Source organism: Noviherbaspirillum suwonense, assembly GCF_900182955.1.
GTDB lineage: Bacteria > Pseudomonadota > Gammaproteobacteria > Burkholderiales > Burkholderiaceae_D > Noviherbaspirillum_A > Noviherbaspirillum_A suwonense.
The window spans coordinates 1-17,469 of sequence record NZ_FXUL01000027.1; the positions used below are offsets into that span (position 1 = coordinate 1).

A 17,469-nucleotide genomic window follows, 5' to 3' on the forward strand; every position below is an offset into this window, starting at 1 on the left:
TATTGCCTCTTTGGAACGGTTTCTTCGCTCATCTCGACCTCCATGTACATAGAAATTAATCGATTTCTGCTGTACGTGGAACCGGGGCAAGGTCACTTTGGATAGTCAGTCAGCCGGGTACTGCTTCGGTAACTCCCGTACCTTTTGCTACGAAACTCCCCACTTGACGGACTATAAGTGCTCTTTACGGGGCGGTCGCGGGGGCCCATCAATCTCACTACTAACTTTTGCTCATATTCAAGCCAATAGAGAAATTTATAAGCACGCACCAGCTTTGCATTCACGGTTCTGTTCGTTGTTAGTATCGTAGCAGCGCTGTTTTTGGCGGCTATCACTCTTTGATATTCTTCTGTACGGAAACGGACCAAGAGTGAATCCGTCACCTCCTGATAACTCAGTCGGTGACGAGCCAAGAACTCAACAAAACCCTTCAAATGAAAAATTTCATTACGCACGGTCTTCTCATCAAGCTCTTCAGCAATGAGATAGATAGAATAGTCTGTGATCTCTAGCAGCAAACGCTCCTCTTCAAGATTGTAGGCCATCGCCACGTCGCGGCGCTCCCCGACCCAAGTCAACTTGATTTGCGGCAACGCTGGTTCTCTACGCGACGTCATGCGCTATATCTTTTTTAAAGGAGCCACCTTAACTAATTTGGTCTTCAAGCTAGCAATTAGGTAGTGCGCTTCCTTATTATCAATTTTCAGATTGTCCAACAACCCTTTCAGCTCAGCAATCTGACTACTCAGGCCGGCGATATCATCATTGTATGATCGGCGGTCATCCTTTTGTTGTTTTCTGACATCTACCAACGCACTCTCTAAAATGCTCCTGAGCTTCTTTTCCATCGCAATTTGACCCCGAAGGTTCGAGATCTTCGTGAATTTGACTTGACTGAGTTGAAGAATTTCCCTTTGTTTTACCGCGTCAATGGCCTCATCTACATCGTTTCTCAGGTTTGGATGACGCCTTAGGGTGTCGTTCGCGTTGCGTGTGATCGCTGGAAGTACATTTCGGATCTGTTCTGAGTTGTTAGAGCCATCCCAAAAATTAAATTGCCGGATGGTACGTGGAAAGTACTCTAGCTGTAATTCGGCTACACTGGCCGCTACATCTTCAACTGGAACATGCGGTATTCCATTTTTCGCCCAAGCGTCCAATATATTTTTTTTAAGGACAATGTTGTTCCTAGCATTACTCTCGTTAGTAATAGCTATCGATGGCGTCCGCGACTTTCGTTCACTCATGATTGCTCTCCACATGCTGCAAGCCGGCCGCTATGAAATCGAATAGCCGCCCCCAAGTCGGCTATGGAGGTCTTCAATCTCTTGCGCTCCAAATCAGCCAAATGCGGGTTAGTTAATTGCATAGACATTTCATCCAGATCTTCATTTAGGTTTCGCAGGTAATCGACGTTGTGAAAATGGTATGCACATTTTGAACATTTCGAGGCCGAAGCCAGCTCTTTTTGAGGAGTACCTTCTTTAGATCTGCAGCGCGCTCCCGGCACGCGAGACTGATTCCCTACCATGCATATCCCTTCTCTTTTGGTATCAGGGACGTGCCCTTTTTGCTTTACAATGTGCACCAGTCGCTCTGCCTTCGCCTGAGCAGTCAGACGGCTGAAATCAACATTAGAAGAGATAGACTTATAGAATCGCTTAATAAGATTGGGGTATCCACCAGAAGTCGGCGCTCCACTGATGATTAATAACATCTTCTCAATCATCATTTCATCACTCACCAGAGCGATCTCTTTTCTAAGTCCGAGTACATGAGATGCAAAGCGTTTTGAACGATCTTTTCCGCTTACATCCAGCTTATTGCGAATCTGTTCGGTCTCCAAGCGCATGATTGGGTCATTAACGTAGATCTGCGTCGTCCCAAGCGAGTCATGCCTTAATTGCTGGCTTACCGCCTGCAAACTAGGAATTTCATGTTGGTACATAAGTACAACCGCATACAAGCGCCGAAACATGTGTGTCTTAGGCACCAGCAAATAATCTTCACCTAAAGCAAGGCGAAGAAATGTTGTTGCTGCGCCATCACGATTTGACTCAAAAATGAACCAATTCCGGGTTTCGTTCACGCCTTCAACTCTGCTAAATCGATGGTATCCAAACAGCGATCGCTCCGTTTTTGGCATATTAGAGAACGTCGGTCTTCCTAAATACCCATTCAAATCGTCAAACGATTTCTGGATATTTTCGAGCAAAAGCGCTACCTCCCTGGTAGTTTTATTAATATAAAAGATGTCATGGTCTTTAGTCGTTTTTTCGATATAGAACAATCCACGATAAATTTCTAATTCCTCATCGACCACTTCAGAGAACTCCGCATGCAGACCATACTTCCGATGAGAAACCTCATCACGACGGCGACCATTCATCGTTGCAACCAATACAAAACATGATGTCATCAAAGTCAACATGAGCTCTCTCACTGAATAGCATCCAGGCTTCTTAATATCCAGTCCATCAATTTTTATTCCAATCTTCTTTTCTAACCTTATTCGAATATCAGAAAGCTCAAGCCAATTCTCTAGTGAATGACCCAACACCTCCCGGCGCTGCTCGTGGGCCGACTTTACTTGTAAACACATTCCTTGAATCAAAGCAGCTATATCTTCACCGTAGCTATAAAGCCACTTATATCCTTCGGCAATCAAAGCGCCAGCCTCAACCGCACCTAGATTGCGAGTTGCCATTTGTGGTTTTGTCAACTTTTTAGCCAATGCAACCGAATTATGGAAGGGCAAGAATTTAATTCCATATGGTGCAGGCAAATCTATCAAAAGATTAATCGCTTCTAGCGTCTGTCGCAGCATGCTGTAGTTCATTCCTTCAGCAAATTTATCATCGGTCGCCAGTATCTTTTGGGCGTATTCGTTGAGCGGATCGCGGTAATGTTGAAGAACCTGCTTTAAGTAAATCGCAGCTTCTTTAGCGGCGACATTTGTCCCGATATGTTGCCCCAAGGAAGCTCGACGAATACCATGCAGATGGTTCTGCCCGAGGGAAAGCAGGCAACATGCTAGTTGATGACCTTCAGCAGACAAGGCAATCTTTAAGCGTTTTTTTACGTTTAGTGCCGCATGCCATCCTCCGCCGGCAAGGACTCGCGCCAGCTCATCGAAGTCTTGTGGAATAACCGCCGCCAAGTTGAACCGATTTTTTAACCAAATATATTCAAAAAACTTTGCGAGAGTTGCAACAGAAAAGACCACTCGGGCATTCCGAGTCTTAGAGTCGGTCGATCCACGAACGTACTTCTCCGCGGCTAGTGCAATTGCACCAAGAAAATCCTGCCGCATAAGCAAGCGTTGGGGTTTATCGTACACATTGTTAGGTGGCAGCCAAAAGTGCTTTAGATCTATATGCTTAAATGGATCCTCGTCTGCGCGCGCATCGATCTTACGCACATTCAAAGTATAATCTGGAAGTAGTTCTATATCTGGATGAACGAAGAGATCCGCGCATGCTAGATGGAAATCTTTTTGTTTTTCCGAGCAATCGACTTTGCTGACGCTATGTTCTTTACTCCGTTTCATTTTCAATTGCTCGCTCAATACGCTCTAAAAAATGTCTAAATGAACCGGTTTTGATATAGTCGTAGAGCCCAAGATTAAACAAAATAGCTGGCACGTGGAATTTCTCGAATGCAGTGATGTTGCTTTGTTCGAGGCGCCTCCAGTTCATTCGGTAGTAGCGTCTTTTACGAATGAGCGCTGTCAGATTTTCTATATCGATTATTACCTTTCGGTTCTCGCAGCCATCGCCGATGTGGCACCGCTTCCCATCACATAAATTTCCAACCAAAAAGCTTTCATCTGGTGGCGCTTCCAAATTTTTGCAGCTGGCACCATCCCCCAACGGAGTTAACAGCCGTAAATCTACATGCTTCATTCGTACCCGAGACTTAAACATTTCGTCTTCCTCGGCCAGCCGAAACAACACGGTATTTTCGAGGCGCCTTTGAAACTCCAAATTGATTGCAGAATTCATATTCCGCAAAATAATTTGATCTAAGTAATGCCCGGTAGTAGTCAATAATTTATGCGAAGCGAGTTGTCGGACATACTCTGGGTTCTTCATCTTTAGGGATGCGTGAGCGAGAAACTGAGGTCGCACTTGATCCAAGCTGAAGTTAGGAAGCGAGTACGTCGTTTGGAACTTCTTTAGCCCATCTTGAAATCCTACGTATTGAAATTTAATTGGACCATAGGATGTAGTCCAAGTACACCATAAATATGAACATGTTTTGGGTAAAAATCCAAGCTTAATTAGCTGCATTCGATTCCAGCGAATGACATTAAGCGCCATCATTAACCCCGGTTGCTTGTTCTCTAAATGGGCATCACTTACGAAGGCATCAGTCTTCCCCTTATACCCTTTAAGAGTCACCCATTCCCCCTTAACCACTACGTCATTTACCCCCATAGCTTGTAGCGTATGGCCATTCCACCCGGTATAAGTCAGTAACAAGACAAAGCTCGCAACAAGTTCCTGTGAAATCATTCGATGGGGCAGGTAATGGATGCGAAATCCACTGCTGATTAGATGTTTCTCGTCCTCCGTTAGAAACTTTTTAAGGCGAGCTTCGTTTTGCCAAAAAACTGGGTTATAGGGCCGATTCACATGTGTGAGCCCATCGCGCACAATAATTTTTTGATAGACACTGAAAAGTGTCTCAGTAGGCAGCGTATCTACCGTAGTTCGGGTCGCCTTTGGAGGGGATTTGTCGGCGGCAAGCATTTCTCGGACTAGTCTGGACTCTCTGTTTGTGCAGTTACCTCTTCCAATCGTTGTCAATCTTTCCCTCAGTGCTTGGCAAATTTCTAATTCTCGGATGCACGCTTCTTGAATTTTTATCAGATCACGCTCAAGACGTAACTCAGTTTTGGCCATTAGGTCTTTGGCGCTAGCATGTGCTAGGGAACTAATTGGTGCAGCCAACTCTGGATCTAGCGATTTGTCCGTAATATCGCTAATAAGTGGACGAGGGGGAAGATTGCGACTGAATCTTGTTCTAAAGCCAATTGACCTGCGCGAAATATCTTCATCAAGCAAGGTTTGCTCTTCGGCCGATTTAAGTATGAACTTTCGGAACATGGCAGCGGACCTCGTGCGAGTTTCTGCCGTACTCCCAGATAAAGTCAGCGCCTGTTCTGCAAAGGTGAAAAGTTGATACAACGCCTTCCGCCCCACTTTCTCCGCGGGCAAACTCAGAATTTGATGTGCTTCGTCCACTCCCGATAGGAGCCTAATCACTCTCAAGTATGGGTCTATGTCCGCTCGCGCGAACGCTTCCTCTTGTGATCTTTTTTGCAGTATATGCAGCTGCTCTTCGATCCAACTGCTGGCGGGAATATTGACATCCTTAAGAGAAAATTTTAGTTCCGAGAGATATTTCCGTCCTCGGACAGTACTGGTCGCTGCAAACTTAAATTCTCGATTTTTCATACTGCTCATACAAGGTAGAAACTACTAGTAGTTGGTGGATAAAGATCAGAAATATCAATTATCTTCCTAACCTTGCTCATATGAACCATACTACATTGACGTCTACCGTCAACCTGGCGCCGGCCGACCTGCCCAAGGAATCCGGTCGCTTCGACCTGCCGATCGCGCTGGGCATCCTCGCCGCTTCCGGGCAAATGCCGGCCGCCGCGCTCGGCGACTATGAATATGCGGGCGAATTATCGCTGTCCGGCGAATTGCGGCCGATCCGGGGCGCGCTGGCGATGACCTTCGCCATGCAGCGCGAAGGCAGCACGCGCCGCGCGTTCATCCTGCCGCGGGCCAATGCCGCGGAGGCGGCGCTGGTCGCCGGCGCGGTCGTGCTGCCGGCCGACTCGCTGCTCCAGGTCTGCGCCCACTTCGCCGCCGGCAATGGCGAACAGCGGCTGGAGCGCCATGTCGCCCAGGCCGAGCCCCAGCCCGCCGCCCTGTCTTCCCGTTCCTCCCCTTCCTCCCCTTCCATGTACCCGGACCTGCTGGACGTGAAAGGCCAGGCGCATGCGCGGCGCGCGCTGGAAATTGCCGCCGCCGGCGGGCACAGCATGCTGCTGATCGGTCCCCCAGGCACGGGCAAGTCGATGCTGGCGGCGCGTCTGCCCGGCATCCTGCCGCCGATGACCGAGGACGAAGCGCTGGAATCGGCCGCGCTGCAGTCGCTGATCGGCAGCTTCGACCCGGCGCGCTGGAAAATCCGGCCGTACCGGGCGCCGCACCATACCGCGTCGGCAGTGGCGATGGTCGGCGGCAGCAGCAGCGTGCGCCCGGGCGAGATATCGCTGGCGCACCGGGGCGTGCTGTTCCTCGACGAGCTGCCCGAGTTCGAGCGCCGGGTGCTGGAAGTGCTGCGCGAGCCGCTGGAGTCCGGCTGCATCACGATTTCGCGCGCTGCCCGGCAGGCCCGGTTTCCCGCCCGCTTCCAGCTGATCGCCGCGATGAATCCCTGCCCGTGCGGCTACGCGGGCCAGGCCAGCGGCCGCTGCCGCTGCTCGCCGGACATGATCGCCCGTTACCAGGGCCGGATATCCGGGCCGCTGCTGGACCGCATCGACCTGCAGGTGGAAGTCGGCGCGCTGGACCAGGAAGAGCTGCTGGGCGCGAGCAGCGGCGAGCCGTCGGCGGCGGTGGCGCTGCGGGTGCGCCAGGCCGCAGCGCGCCAGATGGCGCGCCAGGGCAGCCTGAACGAGGCGCTGGCCGGCGCGGAACTCGACCGACTGTGCCAGCCGGACGCCGCCGCCGACAAACTGCTGCGCAGCGCGATGGCGCGGCTGGCCTGGTCGGCGCGCTCGTATCACCGTGTGCTGAGGGTCGCGCGCACGATCGCCGACCTCGACGGGCTGGACACGGCAGGCTGCGCGCAGGTGGCCGAAGCCATCCAATACCGACGCGCGATTCGCCACGCTTGAAGTGTTGCACTGCAGAAGTGATTTACCGGTCAGGCTGCTGCATAATGCATCAACGGCCCGGCACATTCGTGCAGACAAGGGCCGGTCAATCAAAGGAGACTCACTTGGATCGTTCCAAACGCACGATACTGAAAACGGCGGCGACGGCCGGCGTAGGTGCGCTGACTGGCTGCGCACTGCCAACCCGGGCCAGCCAGGATGTAAAGACCCCATTCACGGTTGCGCAGACGATGATCCCCATCGTCGACAGCAGCGAGATGTTCCCGGTGCGCCGCATCTACTGCATCGGCCGCAACTATGCCGCCCATGCGCGCGAGATGGGTTCGGACCCGAACCGCGAACCGCCTTTCTTTTTCCAGAAGCCGTCAGACGCGATACAGCTGGTGCCGCCGGGGCAGACCGTCAACCATCCGTATCCGACGCTGACCAAGAATTATCACTACGAAATCGAACTGGTCGCCGCATTGAACAAGGGCGGCCGCAATATACCGATCGACCGCGCGCTCGACCTCGTCTACGGCTATGCGATCGGCCTGGACATGACCCGCCGGGACCTGCAGCGCGGCATGGGCGACCAGAAGAAACCGTGGGAAATCGGCAAGAGCTTCGACCATTCAGCGCCGATCGGCCCCATCCACCCGGTCGCCAGCATCGGCCATTTCAAGAAGGGCGCGATCTGGCTCAAGGTGAATGACGCGGTCAAGCAGCAGGCCGACCTCGAACAGATGATCTGGTCAGTCGCCGAACAGATCAGCAAGCTGTCCGAGGCATTCGAGCTGATGCCGGGCGACATCATCTATTCGGGCACGCCGGAGAACGTCGGCCCGGTCGTACGCGGCGACATGATGGAAGGCCATATCGACGGCCTGCCCAACATCCGCCTCAAGGTGGTCTAGGCGTCGCGGAACCGAGCGGCGGGTTGTGCGCGCGCAAAGCGCAAATAAGCATTTGGAAATACCATAAAACCGGTTCTTCGCTGAAGCACCACTCCCTGGAAGTTTTTAGCCCGTGCCTGTAGCACGGGCTTTTTCTTTTGCATTCCGGGCCAGTGCGCTGCTGTTACCATGCCGTCCATGCCCAAGATCAATCGCCTCGGTGCGCACCTGCTGCTGCTTGCTGCGCTGGCCGGATGTTCCCCCGACTACAACTGGCGCCAGGTGGACAACGCCGACGCCGCCTTCGCCGCCCTGTTTCCCGCCAAGCCGTCGAGCCACGCGAGGGAAATCAACCTGGATGGCATCCGCACCAATATGTCGATGACCGCGGCCGAAGTGCACGGCGCGCTCTTCGCGGTCGGCAGCACGCAATTGTCCAGCCCGGCCCTGGTGCAGCCGGCGCTCGAGGCCATGAAGACGGCGATGGTGCGCAACATCGGCGGCACGATCGCCAGCCAGCGCAATGTGCCCGGCCCGGTGCCGTCCAGCGAAGTCGTCGCCAACGGCACCCGCAACGGCCGCCCGGTGCAGCTGACGGCCCGCTTCGCCGCCCGCAACCAGCGCGTGTACCAGGCAGTCGTCATCGGCGCGCCGCAGGAGGTCCCGGCGGAAGCGATCGACACCTTCCTGTCCTCGTTCAGGCCCGGCGGCTGAGGCTCCGGCTTGCGCCTGCGCCAGCACGGCCGCGGGAAGTCGTGCTATCGTTTTGGCATCTTGTCCGACACGAAAGGGTCTTTATGCTGATCACATTCAAATCAAAGGCCGCCGCCGAAATACTGATGTACAAGGAGCATGCCCGACGCATCCTTGACCTGCTCGGCAAGGATCCGGACCAGGGCGTGATCACCGCGCCCGAAATGCCGCATGCGATCGCCGTGCTGGAACGGGAGATCGGCGAAAGCCGCGCCCATTTCGCCGCCGAGGAACTGCAGCGCGACGTGCTGGCGCACCACGGCAACGACCACGACGACAACGAGCACGAGCCGGCGCAGATCATCAGTTTCGCCACCCGCGCCTACCCGCTGCTCGAGATGCTGCGCGCTGCGCAGCAGGAACAGCAGCCCGTGGTCTGGGGGGTCTAGCGGGCCGATGCGGCCAGGACGCGGCGCGTGGCGGACCGCGTCCGTTACAATCCCCGACCTTGCACTGCGCACCGTCCCGGTGATGTGCCCTTCCTCCGCTTCCCTGTCGACCCGTGACCGCTACCTCGCTCAAGAACGATTCCCTGGCTTTCAGCCTGCTCGGCGCCGCACGCGCGCTGAGCCTGGTGCGCAAGGGCGCCGCCCTGCCCCAGGCCCTCTCCCGCGTCGGCGCTGACCTGCAGGCCAGCCCGCAATCGCGCGGCGCCATCCAGGACATCGCCTATCGCGCCATGCGCCGGCGCGGCCGCGCCGATGCGCTGGTGCAGGCGATGACCAGCAAGCCGCCGCAGCCGGCCCTGCTGCTGGCGCTGCTCGAATGCGCGCTGACGCTGCTCGACCACGACGCCGGCGACGGCGACGCTCCCTACGACGCCCACACCGTCGTCGACCAGGCCGTCAGCGCGGCCACCGCGGATGGCGAGATTGCCCATGCCCGCGGCATGGTCAACGCGGTGCTGCGCCGTTTCCTGCGCGAGCGCGACGCGCTGGGCCGGCAGCTTGCCGGCAACCAGGAAGCGCAATGGAATTACCCGGCCTGGTGGATAGACGCCGCGCGCAGCGCCTATCCCGATCAATGGCAGGCGCTGCTCGCGGCCGGCAACGCGATGCCGCCGCTGACCCTGCGCATCAATCGCCGCAAGACCGACATGCCGTCCTATCTCGCGCTGCTGGAAGCGCATGGCATGGCCGCGCGCCAGGTGGGCCCGGCCGCGGTGCGGCTGCTGCAGCCGGTGCCGGTGCAGCGCATCCCCGGCTTCGACGCCGGCATGGCCTCGGTCCAGGACGCCGCCGCGCAGATGGCCGCGCCGCTGCTCGACCTGCAGGACGGCATGCGGGTGCTGGATGCGTGCGCCGCGCCGGGCGGCAAGACCGGCCACCTGCTCGAATGCGCCGATGTCGACCTGCAGGCGCTGGACCAGGACGGCCCGCGCCTGCAGCGCGTCGCCGACAACCTGCAGCGGCTGCAATTGCAGGCCAGCCTGCTGCAGGGCGACGCCGCCAGCGCAGGCTGGTGGGACGGCAAGCCGTTCGACCGCATCCTGGCCGATGTGCCCTGCACCGCGTCCGGCATCGTGCGGCGCCACCCGGACATACGCTGGCTGCGGCGCAAGGGCGACGCGGCGCAGCTTGCCGCCTTGTCGGCCCAGATCCTCGACAACCTCTGGCGCATGCTCGCGCCCGGCGGCAAGCTGCTGTTCGTGACCTGCTCGGTGTGGCCACAGGAGTCCGAGGGGCAGGCGGCCGCGTTCGCGGTGCGCCAGCAGGCGCAGCGCCTGCCGGCGCCGGGCCAGCTGCTGCCTGTTGCGGATGAACAAAGCGACCATGACGGCCTGTTCTATGCGCTGTTCCAAAAGCCGGGGCTTTGATACCATGGCCCAAACAATTCCCCGGACTCGCCTCCGCCATACCGCGTGATTCGACGAACTCTCCTTTCGTTCTGGCTGATAGCGGCACTGGCATTTTTCCTTGGGCTTGCGCCGCTCGCATCGCACGCAGCCGAAGTCGAGATCGCCGAAGCCCGCCTCGAATACACCGATGAAGGCTATCGGCTGGCCGCGGCCTTCAACTTCGAACTGAACCGCAGTTTGGAAAGCGCGATCGCGCGCGGCATCCCGCTCTACTTCACGACCGAAGTCGCGATCCGGCGGCCGCGCTGGTACTGGCTCGACGAGCGCGCGGCCAGCGCCACCCAGACCATACGGATCTCCTACAACGTGCTGACCCGCCAGTACCGGGCCGCGATCAACGGCAGCAACCTGCAGCAGGGCTTCGACTCGCTGGAAGACGCGATATCGCTGGTGCGGCGCCCCGGCCGCTGGGTGGTTGCGCCGCCCGACGCATTGAAGCCCGGCGAAACCTACACGGTGGCGCTGCGCATGGAGCTCGACGTCGCCCAGCTGCCCAAGCCCTTCCAGGTCCATTCGATCAACAGCAGCGACTGGCGCCTGTCCTCGGACTGGCGCTATTTCACCTACAGGGCGGACGGCAAGTGACGCGTACGCTGCGCTACATGCTGGTGTTCGGCGGCGCGACCACCGGCATCCTGCTGTTCCTGCTGGCCTCGGCGTCCGAGAACTCGCAGTTCTTCGACCAGAACTATTCCTGGCTGCTGGGCCTGAACGCGCTGATCGCCGTGCTGCTGCTGGGCCTGGTGGCGACGCTGCTGCTGCGACTCTACCGGCGCTACAAGCAGGGCCGCTTCGGCTCGCGGCTGATGACGCGGCTGGTGCTGCTGTTCGCGCTGATCGGCATCCTGCCGGGCATGCTGATCTACGTGGTGTCGGTGCAGTTCGTCTCGCGCTCCATCGAGTCATGGTTCGACGTGCGGGTCGAGTCCGCGCTGGAAGCCGGCCTCAACCTCGGCCGCACAGCGCTCGACTCGTCGATGGCGGACCTGAACGCGAAGGCCCGCACGATGGCGCTGGAGCTTTCCGACTATTCCGACGCCAGCCAGATCACCCAGCTGTCGCGGCTGCGCGACCAGAGCCAGCTGCAGGAAGCGCTGATCGTCACCTCCAGCAACCGCGTGGTGGCCAGCGCCGGCGGCAACCTCGGCTCGCTGGTGCCCGAGCTGCCGACCGCCGCGATGCTGAGCCAGGCCAGGATGACGCGCGGCTACGCGGCCATCGAAGGCAGCAGCGACGCCAGCACCCAGCCCGGCGCCACGGGCTCGGCCGCGCCCTCCCCGCCCGGCCTGCGGCTGCGCGTGGTGGTCGCCATCCCCGGCAAGAGCAGCACGCTGTCGCTGCAGAACGAAGCGCGCTTCCTGCAATTGCTGCAGCCGGTGCCGCAGCAGCTTGCGACCGACGCCGAGGCGCTGCGCGCGGCCTACAGCGAATACCAGGCGCGCTCGGTGGGCCGCACCGGCCTGCGCAAGATCTATATCGTCACGCTGACGCTGACGCTGCTGCTGGCCATCTTCGGCGCGGTCACCAGCGCCTTCCTGATCGCCAACGACCTGGCGCAGCCGCTGCTGCTGCTGGCCGAGGGCACCAAGGCGGTCGCAGAAGGCAACCTGTCGCCGCGGCCCATCGTCGCCACCAGCGACGAACTGGGCACGCTGACCCAGTCGTTCAACACGATGACGCGCCAGCTGTACGACGCCCGCGCCGCGGTCGAGCAGAACCGCGCCGAACTGGAGAACGCCAAGGCCTACCTGGAGTCGGTGCTGGCCAACATGTCGGCCGGGGTCATGGTGCTGGACGGGCAGTTCCGGCTGATGAGCTGCAACGAGTCGGTGGACCGCATCCTGCAGCATGATTTCGAACCCTACCTCGGGCATCCGCTGTCCGAGATCGCCGGCCTGGAGACCTTCGCCGAAGTGATCACGCGCGCCTTCACCGAGCAGAGTGCCAAGTCGGCCGGCGACAACGGCAGCGGCTTCCACTGGCAAAAGCAGATCGAGATCCCGCGCCGCATCGGCGACACCGAGGGCGACAGCGACATCACGCTGCTGGCGCGCGGCTCGCGCCTGCCGGTCGACAACGCGACCGGCTACGTGGTGGTGTTCGACGATATCTCCGACGTGATCTCGGGCCAGCGCTCGATCGCCTGGGGCGAGGTCGCGCGCCGGCTGGCGCACGAGATCAAGAACCCGCTGACGCCCATCCAGCTGTCGGCCGAGCGGCTGCAGATGAAGCTGGAGGAAAAGCTGCAGCCCACCGACCTGGCGATGCTGACCCGCGCCACCAGCACCATCGTCAACCAGGTGACGGCGATGAAGCGCATGGTCGACGACTTCCGCGACTATGCGAAGACGCCGCCGGCCGTGCTGTCGCCGCTGAACCTGAATGCGCTGATCGAGGAGATCCTTGCGCTCTATATAGCCGGCGACGAGCGCGACATCATCCATCCGCAGCTCTCGCCGGGGCTGCCGCGCGTGATGGGCGACGCGACGCAGCTGCGCCAGCTGATCCACAACCTGCTGCAGAATGCGCAGGATGCGGTGGCGGAGCGCACCGGCGAGAGCGAGCCGGCGCGCATCGAGCTGGTCACCGAGACCATCCATTACCCGGGCTCGGACGGCGTCGACCAGACCGCGGTGAGGCTCACGATCACCGATAACGGCCCCGGCTTCGCGCCCAAAATCCTGGCGCGCGCGTTCGAGCCCTATGTCACGTCGAAGACCCGCGGCACCGGCCTCGGGCTGGCAATGGTCAAGAAAATCGTCGAAGAGCATGGCGGACGCGTCGATATCCAGAATCGGCGCAATACCACCGGCGCTAAAATAGTCATACTGTTGCTGAAGCTGGCGCCTGCTAATTGAGATCTAACCAAACGCTAACAAGAATAAATGCGACTATGCAGGCAAGTAAAATGGGCTGTCCGGAAATGATCCAAATCTGAATTAACCAAGGCAAGGAAATGGCAAATATTCTGGTAGTTGATGACGAGATGGGCATTCGCGAACTGCTCTCTGAAATACTGGGCGACGAGGGCCATGTGGTGACCATGGCCGAAAATGCGCAGCAGGCGCGCCAGATTCGCGCCACCTCCACGCCCGACCTGGTCCTGCTGGACATATGGATGCCCGACACCGACGGCGTGACGCTGCTCAAGGAATGGCAGCGCGACAGGATGCTGACCATGCCGGTCATCATGATGTCCGGGCATGCCACCATCGATACCGCGGTCGAAGCCACCCGTATCGGCGCGCTGAACTTCCTGGAAAAACCGATTTCGCTGCAAAAGCTGCTGAAGGCCGTGCAGCAGGGCCTCTCCCGCGGCCAGGAGACGGTGCGCGCGGGCACGCTGTCGACGATGGCGCGCCCGGCGCCCATCCCGGTCGTCGCCGATGCGCCGCCGCTGGCCGCAAGCGCCGCAGTGGCGCATGCGGTCGCGGGCATCGCCCAGCCGCCGGCGGAAGCGCCCAGGCCGCCGGAAGAAAAAGGCTTCAGCGTTTCCTTCGAACTGCCGCTGCGCGAAGCGCGCGACGCGTTCGAGCGCGCCTACTTCGAGCATCACCTGCAGCGCGAGGGCGGCAGCATGACCCGGGTCGCCGAGCGCACCGGGCTGGAGCGCACCCACCTGTACCGCAAGCTCAAGCAGCTCGGCGTGGAGCCGGGCAAGCTGGGGCGCAGGAACGGGTGACGCTGACCACGCTGGTCGTCGGCGCCACCTATGCGGCGCGCGAGGCCGCCATCGCCGCGTCGCTGCAGGCAGGCCAGCAGGGCGCGGCCATCCTCGAGGGCCTGCCCGACGGCAGGTCGGGCTCCCCGCTCGAAGCCGTGCTCGCTCCTGCCGACATCCGGCGCGTCGCGCCGGGCTGCCTGTGCTGCAGCGGCAACCTGACCATGCGCGTCACGCTCAACCGGGTGCTGCGCCATCCGCCGCAGCGCCTGTTCATCAGCCTGGCCGACGCCAGCCACCTGGAACAGATCCGGGAATTCCTGAACGCTCCTTCCTACCAGTCCCTGTTGACGCTGACTGACGACTTGCACGTCCGGCCTTGAAATGCGGCCGCAGGGCGCCATGTTCCCCTTAGAAGCCGGAATTCCCTTCCGGCGCTTGGCATCACACCAGGAGCACACATGAACCTGATCTATAACAGCGACCAGTACAGCGTGGTGGAATTCGGCGCCGACCAGGGCCGCGAGGCGCTGCGCTTCGGCGGCTATGAAATCGTGGACAAGCCGGGACGCCGTGAAATCTTCATCAACGGCGAACTGGCGGCATCATTCCGCCAGCATGTCCAGGACCTGATCGCCACCGAGCCCAGCACCGAGGAAATCGACGATTTCCTCGGCAGCTTCGATGAATTGATGCGCCAGCCGGTGCATCTGCACTAATTGGCAGGCGCTGCGCCCTTCACGGTCGCAGCGCCTGTCCTTCTTCCGGCAAGACCGAACGTTCGACGCGGCGAAGCCAAAGGCGTCATCCGGCCAAGCCAGAGGCGTCATCCGGGTATACTCCCGCGATGCATGCAAATTCCAGTCCGATACAGAGCACCCAGCCAGGCATGCATGAGCACCTGGCGCAGCAGGTCACACGTCACGCCACGTCCGTTTTCCGCAAGCCCGTCACCGACTACAACCGCCTGGCCTTCGAGACCAGCATGGCTGCCTGGCACGACAGCGGCAGCAAGCCCCTGATCCTCGACGCCGGCTGCGGGGTGGGACTGTCGACCCTGCACCTCGCACAGCAGTTCCCCGATCATTTCGTCATCGGCGTGGACCAGTCCGCCGACCGGCTCGCGCGCAACGTGCAATGGCCGGGCGAGGTGCCGGGCAATGCGCTGCGGGTGCGCGCCGACCTGGTCGACTACTGGCGGCTGCTGCAGGATGCCGGCATCGGTCTTGCGCGCCACTACCTGCTCTATCCGAATCCGTGGCCTAAAAAACAGCACCTGGGCCGGCGCTGGCATGGACACCCGGTGTTTCCGACCGTGGTGGCGCTGGGCGGGGCGCTCGAATGCCGCAGCAACTGGCGCATCTACGTCGAGGAATGCGCGGCCGCGCTGACCCAGCTGACCGGCCTTGCCGTGCCGGTGGAAAGCCTGGATGCGCAGCACCCGATCACGCCCTTCGAAGAAAAATACCGCGCTTCATCGCACCCGCTCTGGCGCTGCCGGGTAGCGCTTCCCACTCTCAACCCGCAACAGTAAAAGGCCCGCAGCATGGACCGTCTGCAATCAATGCGCGTATTTTCCAAGGTGGTCGAACAGGGCAGCTTTGCCCGCGCCGCCAAGGTCATGGAATTGTCCAACGCGGTCGTCACCCGCCACGTGGCCGACCTTGAAACCCACCTGGGCACCCGGCTCCTGAACCGCACCACCCGCAAGCTGTCATTGACCGAGACCGGCCAGGCTTACCTGGAACGGGTCAATCGCATCCTGTCCGACGTCGACGACGCCGACGCCATCGCCACCGCCCATTCGAAGAAGCCGGCCGGCATACTGCGCATCTATTCGCAGCTCGGTTTCGGCAAGCAGCGGCTGGCGGAGCTGCTGCCGCCCTATGCGAATGCCAATCCGGAGGTGGTGCTGGACGTGACGCTGTCGGACCGCACGGTCGACCTGGTCGAGGAAGGTTATGACATCGGCATCTTCACCGGCCTGCAGAAGGTGGACGCCAGCATGATTTCCCGGCAGCTGGGCGTGGCCGAAGTGCTGCTGTGCGCCTCTCCCGGCTATATCAGCAAGCATGGCGAGCCGCGGGTGCCGGAAGAGGTCGCCACCCATGCGTGCCTGAACTTCTCCAACATCGACCTGCTGCGCAATCACTGGCCGATTTCCAGCAATACCGAGACCGTCAACGTGCCGATCCACAGCCGCATGCTGTCCAATAACAGCGAGCTGCTGCGCCACTGCGCGGCCGCCGACATGGGACTCGTGGTGGGACCGTCGTATGCGATGGTCGACGATATCAAGAGCAAGCGGCTGGTGCGCCTGCTGGCCGACCATTACCTGGGGCAGATGGCGGTGATGATGGTCTACCCGAGCCGGCGCCAGCTGTCGGCCAAGGTCCGCAGCTTCATCGACTTCATGGCCGGGCACCATCCGCACCCGGAAACCGACCCGTGGGGCGGGAAGGCCTGATGCGCCACCGCCGGCCGTCCCGCCGCATCCATGGTAGTGTGACGTGATGTTCAAATGCCACACGCCCTCTCCGCGCTGATCCAACCATGTGCCAGCTCCTTGGAATGAACTGCAACGTCCCCACGGACATCGTCTTCAGCTTCACCGGCTTCGCCACCCGCGGCGGCCGCACCGACAATCACAACGACGGCTGGGGCATCGCCTTCTTTGAAGGCGCCGGGGTGCGCCATTTCGTCGACTACCAGGCGGCGGACGCGTCGCCGATCGCCCGTCTCATCAAGCAGTGCCCGATCAAGTCGAAGAACGTGATCGCGCATATCCGAAAGGCGACGCAGGGGCAGGTCGCGCTGGAAAATTGCCATCCCTTCGTGCGCGAGATGTGGGGCCGTTACTGGGTCTTTGCGCACAACGGCGATTTGAAGCAATTCGCGCCGGCGCTCGACGGCCAGTTCCGCCCGGTCGGCAACACCGACAGCGAGCTGGCCTTCTGCTACCTGCTGCAGGAACTGCGCCGCCGCTTCGGCGACGCGATGCCGGCGCTGCCCGAACTGTCGGCCGCGCTGCGCGCGCTGACCACCGAGATTGCCGCACATGGCGTGTTCAACATGATGCTGTCGGACGGTTCGGCATTGTTTGCCCATTGCTCGACCCAGCTGCATTACCTGGTGCGGCAGCATCCGTTCGCCGAGGCGCACCTGGCGGACGAGGACATGATCGTCGATTTTTCGCAAGTCACCACGCCGCAGGACAGGGTGGCCATCATCGTCACCGCGCCGCTGACCGCGAACGAGACCTGGCTGCCGTTCGCCAGCGGCGAACTGAAGGTGTTCGTCGAAGGCGAGCCGGTCACCCTCTACGCCTGATACCCCTTCCAAATCATGGCGTAACGGTTGAGATCGATAATCCCGGTTCGTCTGCGTGGCTCGTAGGGTC

17 protein-coding genes are annotated in these 17,469 nt (G+C 59.8%); 13 read left to right on the plus strand and 4 right to left on the minus strand.

What is annotated here, in order from left to right; translation table 11 throughout:
• Positions 1 to 92: 92 nt before the first annotated feature.
• From QOL82_RS24545 to QOL82_RS24560, 4 genes are read right to left on the minus strand one after another with little or no spacing between them, the layout of a single operon-like run.
• Complete coding sequence (locus tag QOL82_RS24545) at positions 93 to 617, minus strand: hypothetical protein (protein ID WP_283444947.1); 525 nt, start codon at positions 615 to 617, stop codon at positions 93 to 95.
• A gap of 3 nt (positions 618 to 620) precedes the next feature.
• On the minus strand, positions 621 to 1,247 hold the full coding sequence (locus QOL82_RS24550; RefSeq protein WP_283444948.1) for a hypothetical protein: 627 nt from the start codon (positions 1,245 to 1,247) through the stop codon (positions 621 to 623).
• On the minus strand, positions 1,244 to 3,550 hold the full coding sequence (locus QOL82_RS24555) for a site-specific integrase (RefSeq protein ID WP_283444949.1): 2,307 nt from the start codon (positions 3,548 to 3,550) through the stop codon (positions 1,244 to 1,246). The genes QOL82_RS24550 and QOL82_RS24555 overlap by 4 nt, the downstream gene beginning before the upstream one ends.
• Positions 3,537 to 5,462: a hypothetical protein gene (locus QOL82_RS24560; RefSeq protein WP_283444950.1), complete on the minus strand. Its 1,926-nt coding sequence runs from the start codon at positions 5,460 to 5,462 to the stop codon at positions 3,537 to 3,539. The genes QOL82_RS24555 and QOL82_RS24560 overlap by 14 nt, the downstream gene beginning before the upstream one ends.
• Before the next feature lie 95 nt (positions 5,463 to 5,557).
• Between QOL82_RS24560 and QOL82_RS24565 the strand changes: the two genes are divergently transcribed.
• From QOL82_RS24565 to QOL82_RS24625, 13 genes are all read left to right on the plus strand, one after another.
• On the plus strand, positions 5,558 to 6,922 hold the full coding sequence (locus tag QOL82_RS24565) for a YifB family Mg chelatase-like AAA ATPase (protein ID WP_283444951.1): 1,365 nt from the start codon (positions 5,558 to 5,560) through the stop codon (positions 6,920 to 6,922).
• 104 nt (positions 6,923 to 7,026) lie between these two features.
• Complete coding sequence (locus QOL82_RS24570; RefSeq protein WP_283444952.1) at positions 7,027 to 7,818, plus strand: fumarylacetoacetate hydrolase family protein; 792 nt, start codon at positions 7,027 to 7,029, stop codon at positions 7,816 to 7,818.
• Between the two features lie 177 nt (positions 7,819 to 7,995).
• Positions 7,996 to 8,511, plus strand: a complete 516-nt coding sequence (locus QOL82_RS24575) for a hypothetical protein (protein WP_283444953.1) — start codon at positions 7,996 to 7,998, stop codon at positions 8,509 to 8,511.
• An 83-nt stretch (positions 8,512 to 8,594) separates the two neighbouring features.
• Complete coding sequence (locus QOL82_RS24580; RefSeq protein WP_283444954.1) at positions 8,595 to 8,939, plus strand: DUF1840 domain-containing protein; 345 nt, start codon at positions 8,595 to 8,597, stop codon at positions 8,937 to 8,939.
• 113 nt (positions 8,940 to 9,052) lie between these two features.
• Positions 9,053 to 10,366 (plus strand): 16S rRNA (cytosine(967)-C(5))-methyltransferase RsmB, encoded by a 1,314-nt coding sequence (rsmB, locus tag QOL82_RS24585; protein ID WP_283444955.1) that lies wholly within the window; start codon positions 9,053 to 9,055, stop codon positions 10,364 to 10,366.
• A 45-nt stretch (positions 10,367 to 10,411) separates the two neighbouring features.
• Positions 10,412 to 10,993, plus strand: a complete 582-nt coding sequence (locus QOL82_RS24590) for a DUF4390 domain-containing protein (RefSeq protein ID WP_430438541.1) — start codon at positions 10,412 to 10,414, stop codon at positions 10,991 to 10,993.
• Positions 10,990 to 13,266: a sensor histidine kinase gene (locus QOL82_RS24595; RefSeq protein WP_283444956.1), complete on the plus strand. Its 2,277-nt coding sequence runs from the start codon at positions 10,990 to 10,992 to the stop codon at positions 13,264 to 13,266. Before QOL82_RS24590 ends, QOL82_RS24595 begins: the two co-directional genes overlap by 4 nt.
• A gap of 98 nt (positions 13,267 to 13,364) precedes the next feature.
• Positions 13,365 to 14,090 carry a response regulator gene (locus QOL82_RS24600; RefSeq protein WP_283444957.1) on the plus strand — a complete coding sequence of 242 codons (726 nt, stop codon included), beginning with the start codon at positions 13,365 to 13,367 and terminating at the stop codon, positions 14,088 to 14,090.
• Positions 14,087 to 14,452, plus strand: a complete 366-nt coding sequence (locus tag QOL82_RS24605; RefSeq protein WP_283444958.1) for a GTPase — start codon at positions 14,087 to 14,089, stop codon at positions 14,450 to 14,452. Before QOL82_RS24600 ends, QOL82_RS24605 begins: the two co-directional genes overlap by 4 nt.
• Before the next feature lie 78 nt (positions 14,453 to 14,530).
• Positions 14,531 to 14,788, plus strand: coding sequence for a BTH_I0359 family protein (locus QOL82_RS24610; protein WP_283444959.1), 258 nt, complete (start codon positions 14,531 to 14,533; stop codon positions 14,786 to 14,788).
• Between the two features lie 170 nt (positions 14,789 to 14,958).
• A complete protein-coding gene (trmB, locus tag QOL82_RS24615) occupies positions 14,959 to 15,603 on the plus strand; it encodes a tRNA (guanine(46)-N(7))-methyltransferase TrmB (protein WP_283444960.1) in 645 nt (214 codons plus the stop codon).
• 12 nt (positions 15,604 to 15,615) lie between these two features.
• Positions 15,616 to 16,536 (plus strand): LysR family transcriptional regulator, encoded by a 921-nt coding sequence (locus QOL82_RS24620; protein ID WP_283444961.1) that lies wholly within the window; start codon positions 15,616 to 15,618, stop codon positions 16,534 to 16,536.
• A gap of 86 nt (positions 16,537 to 16,622) precedes the next feature.
• The gene (locus tag QOL82_RS24625; protein ID WP_283444962.1) at positions 16,623 to 17,399 is read left to right on the plus strand and encodes a class II glutamine amidotransferase; all 777 of its coding nucleotides are present in this window, start codon (positions 16,623 to 16,625) and stop codon (positions 17,397 to 17,399) included.
• The last annotated feature ends 70 nt before the right edge of the window (positions 17,400 to 17,469 follow it).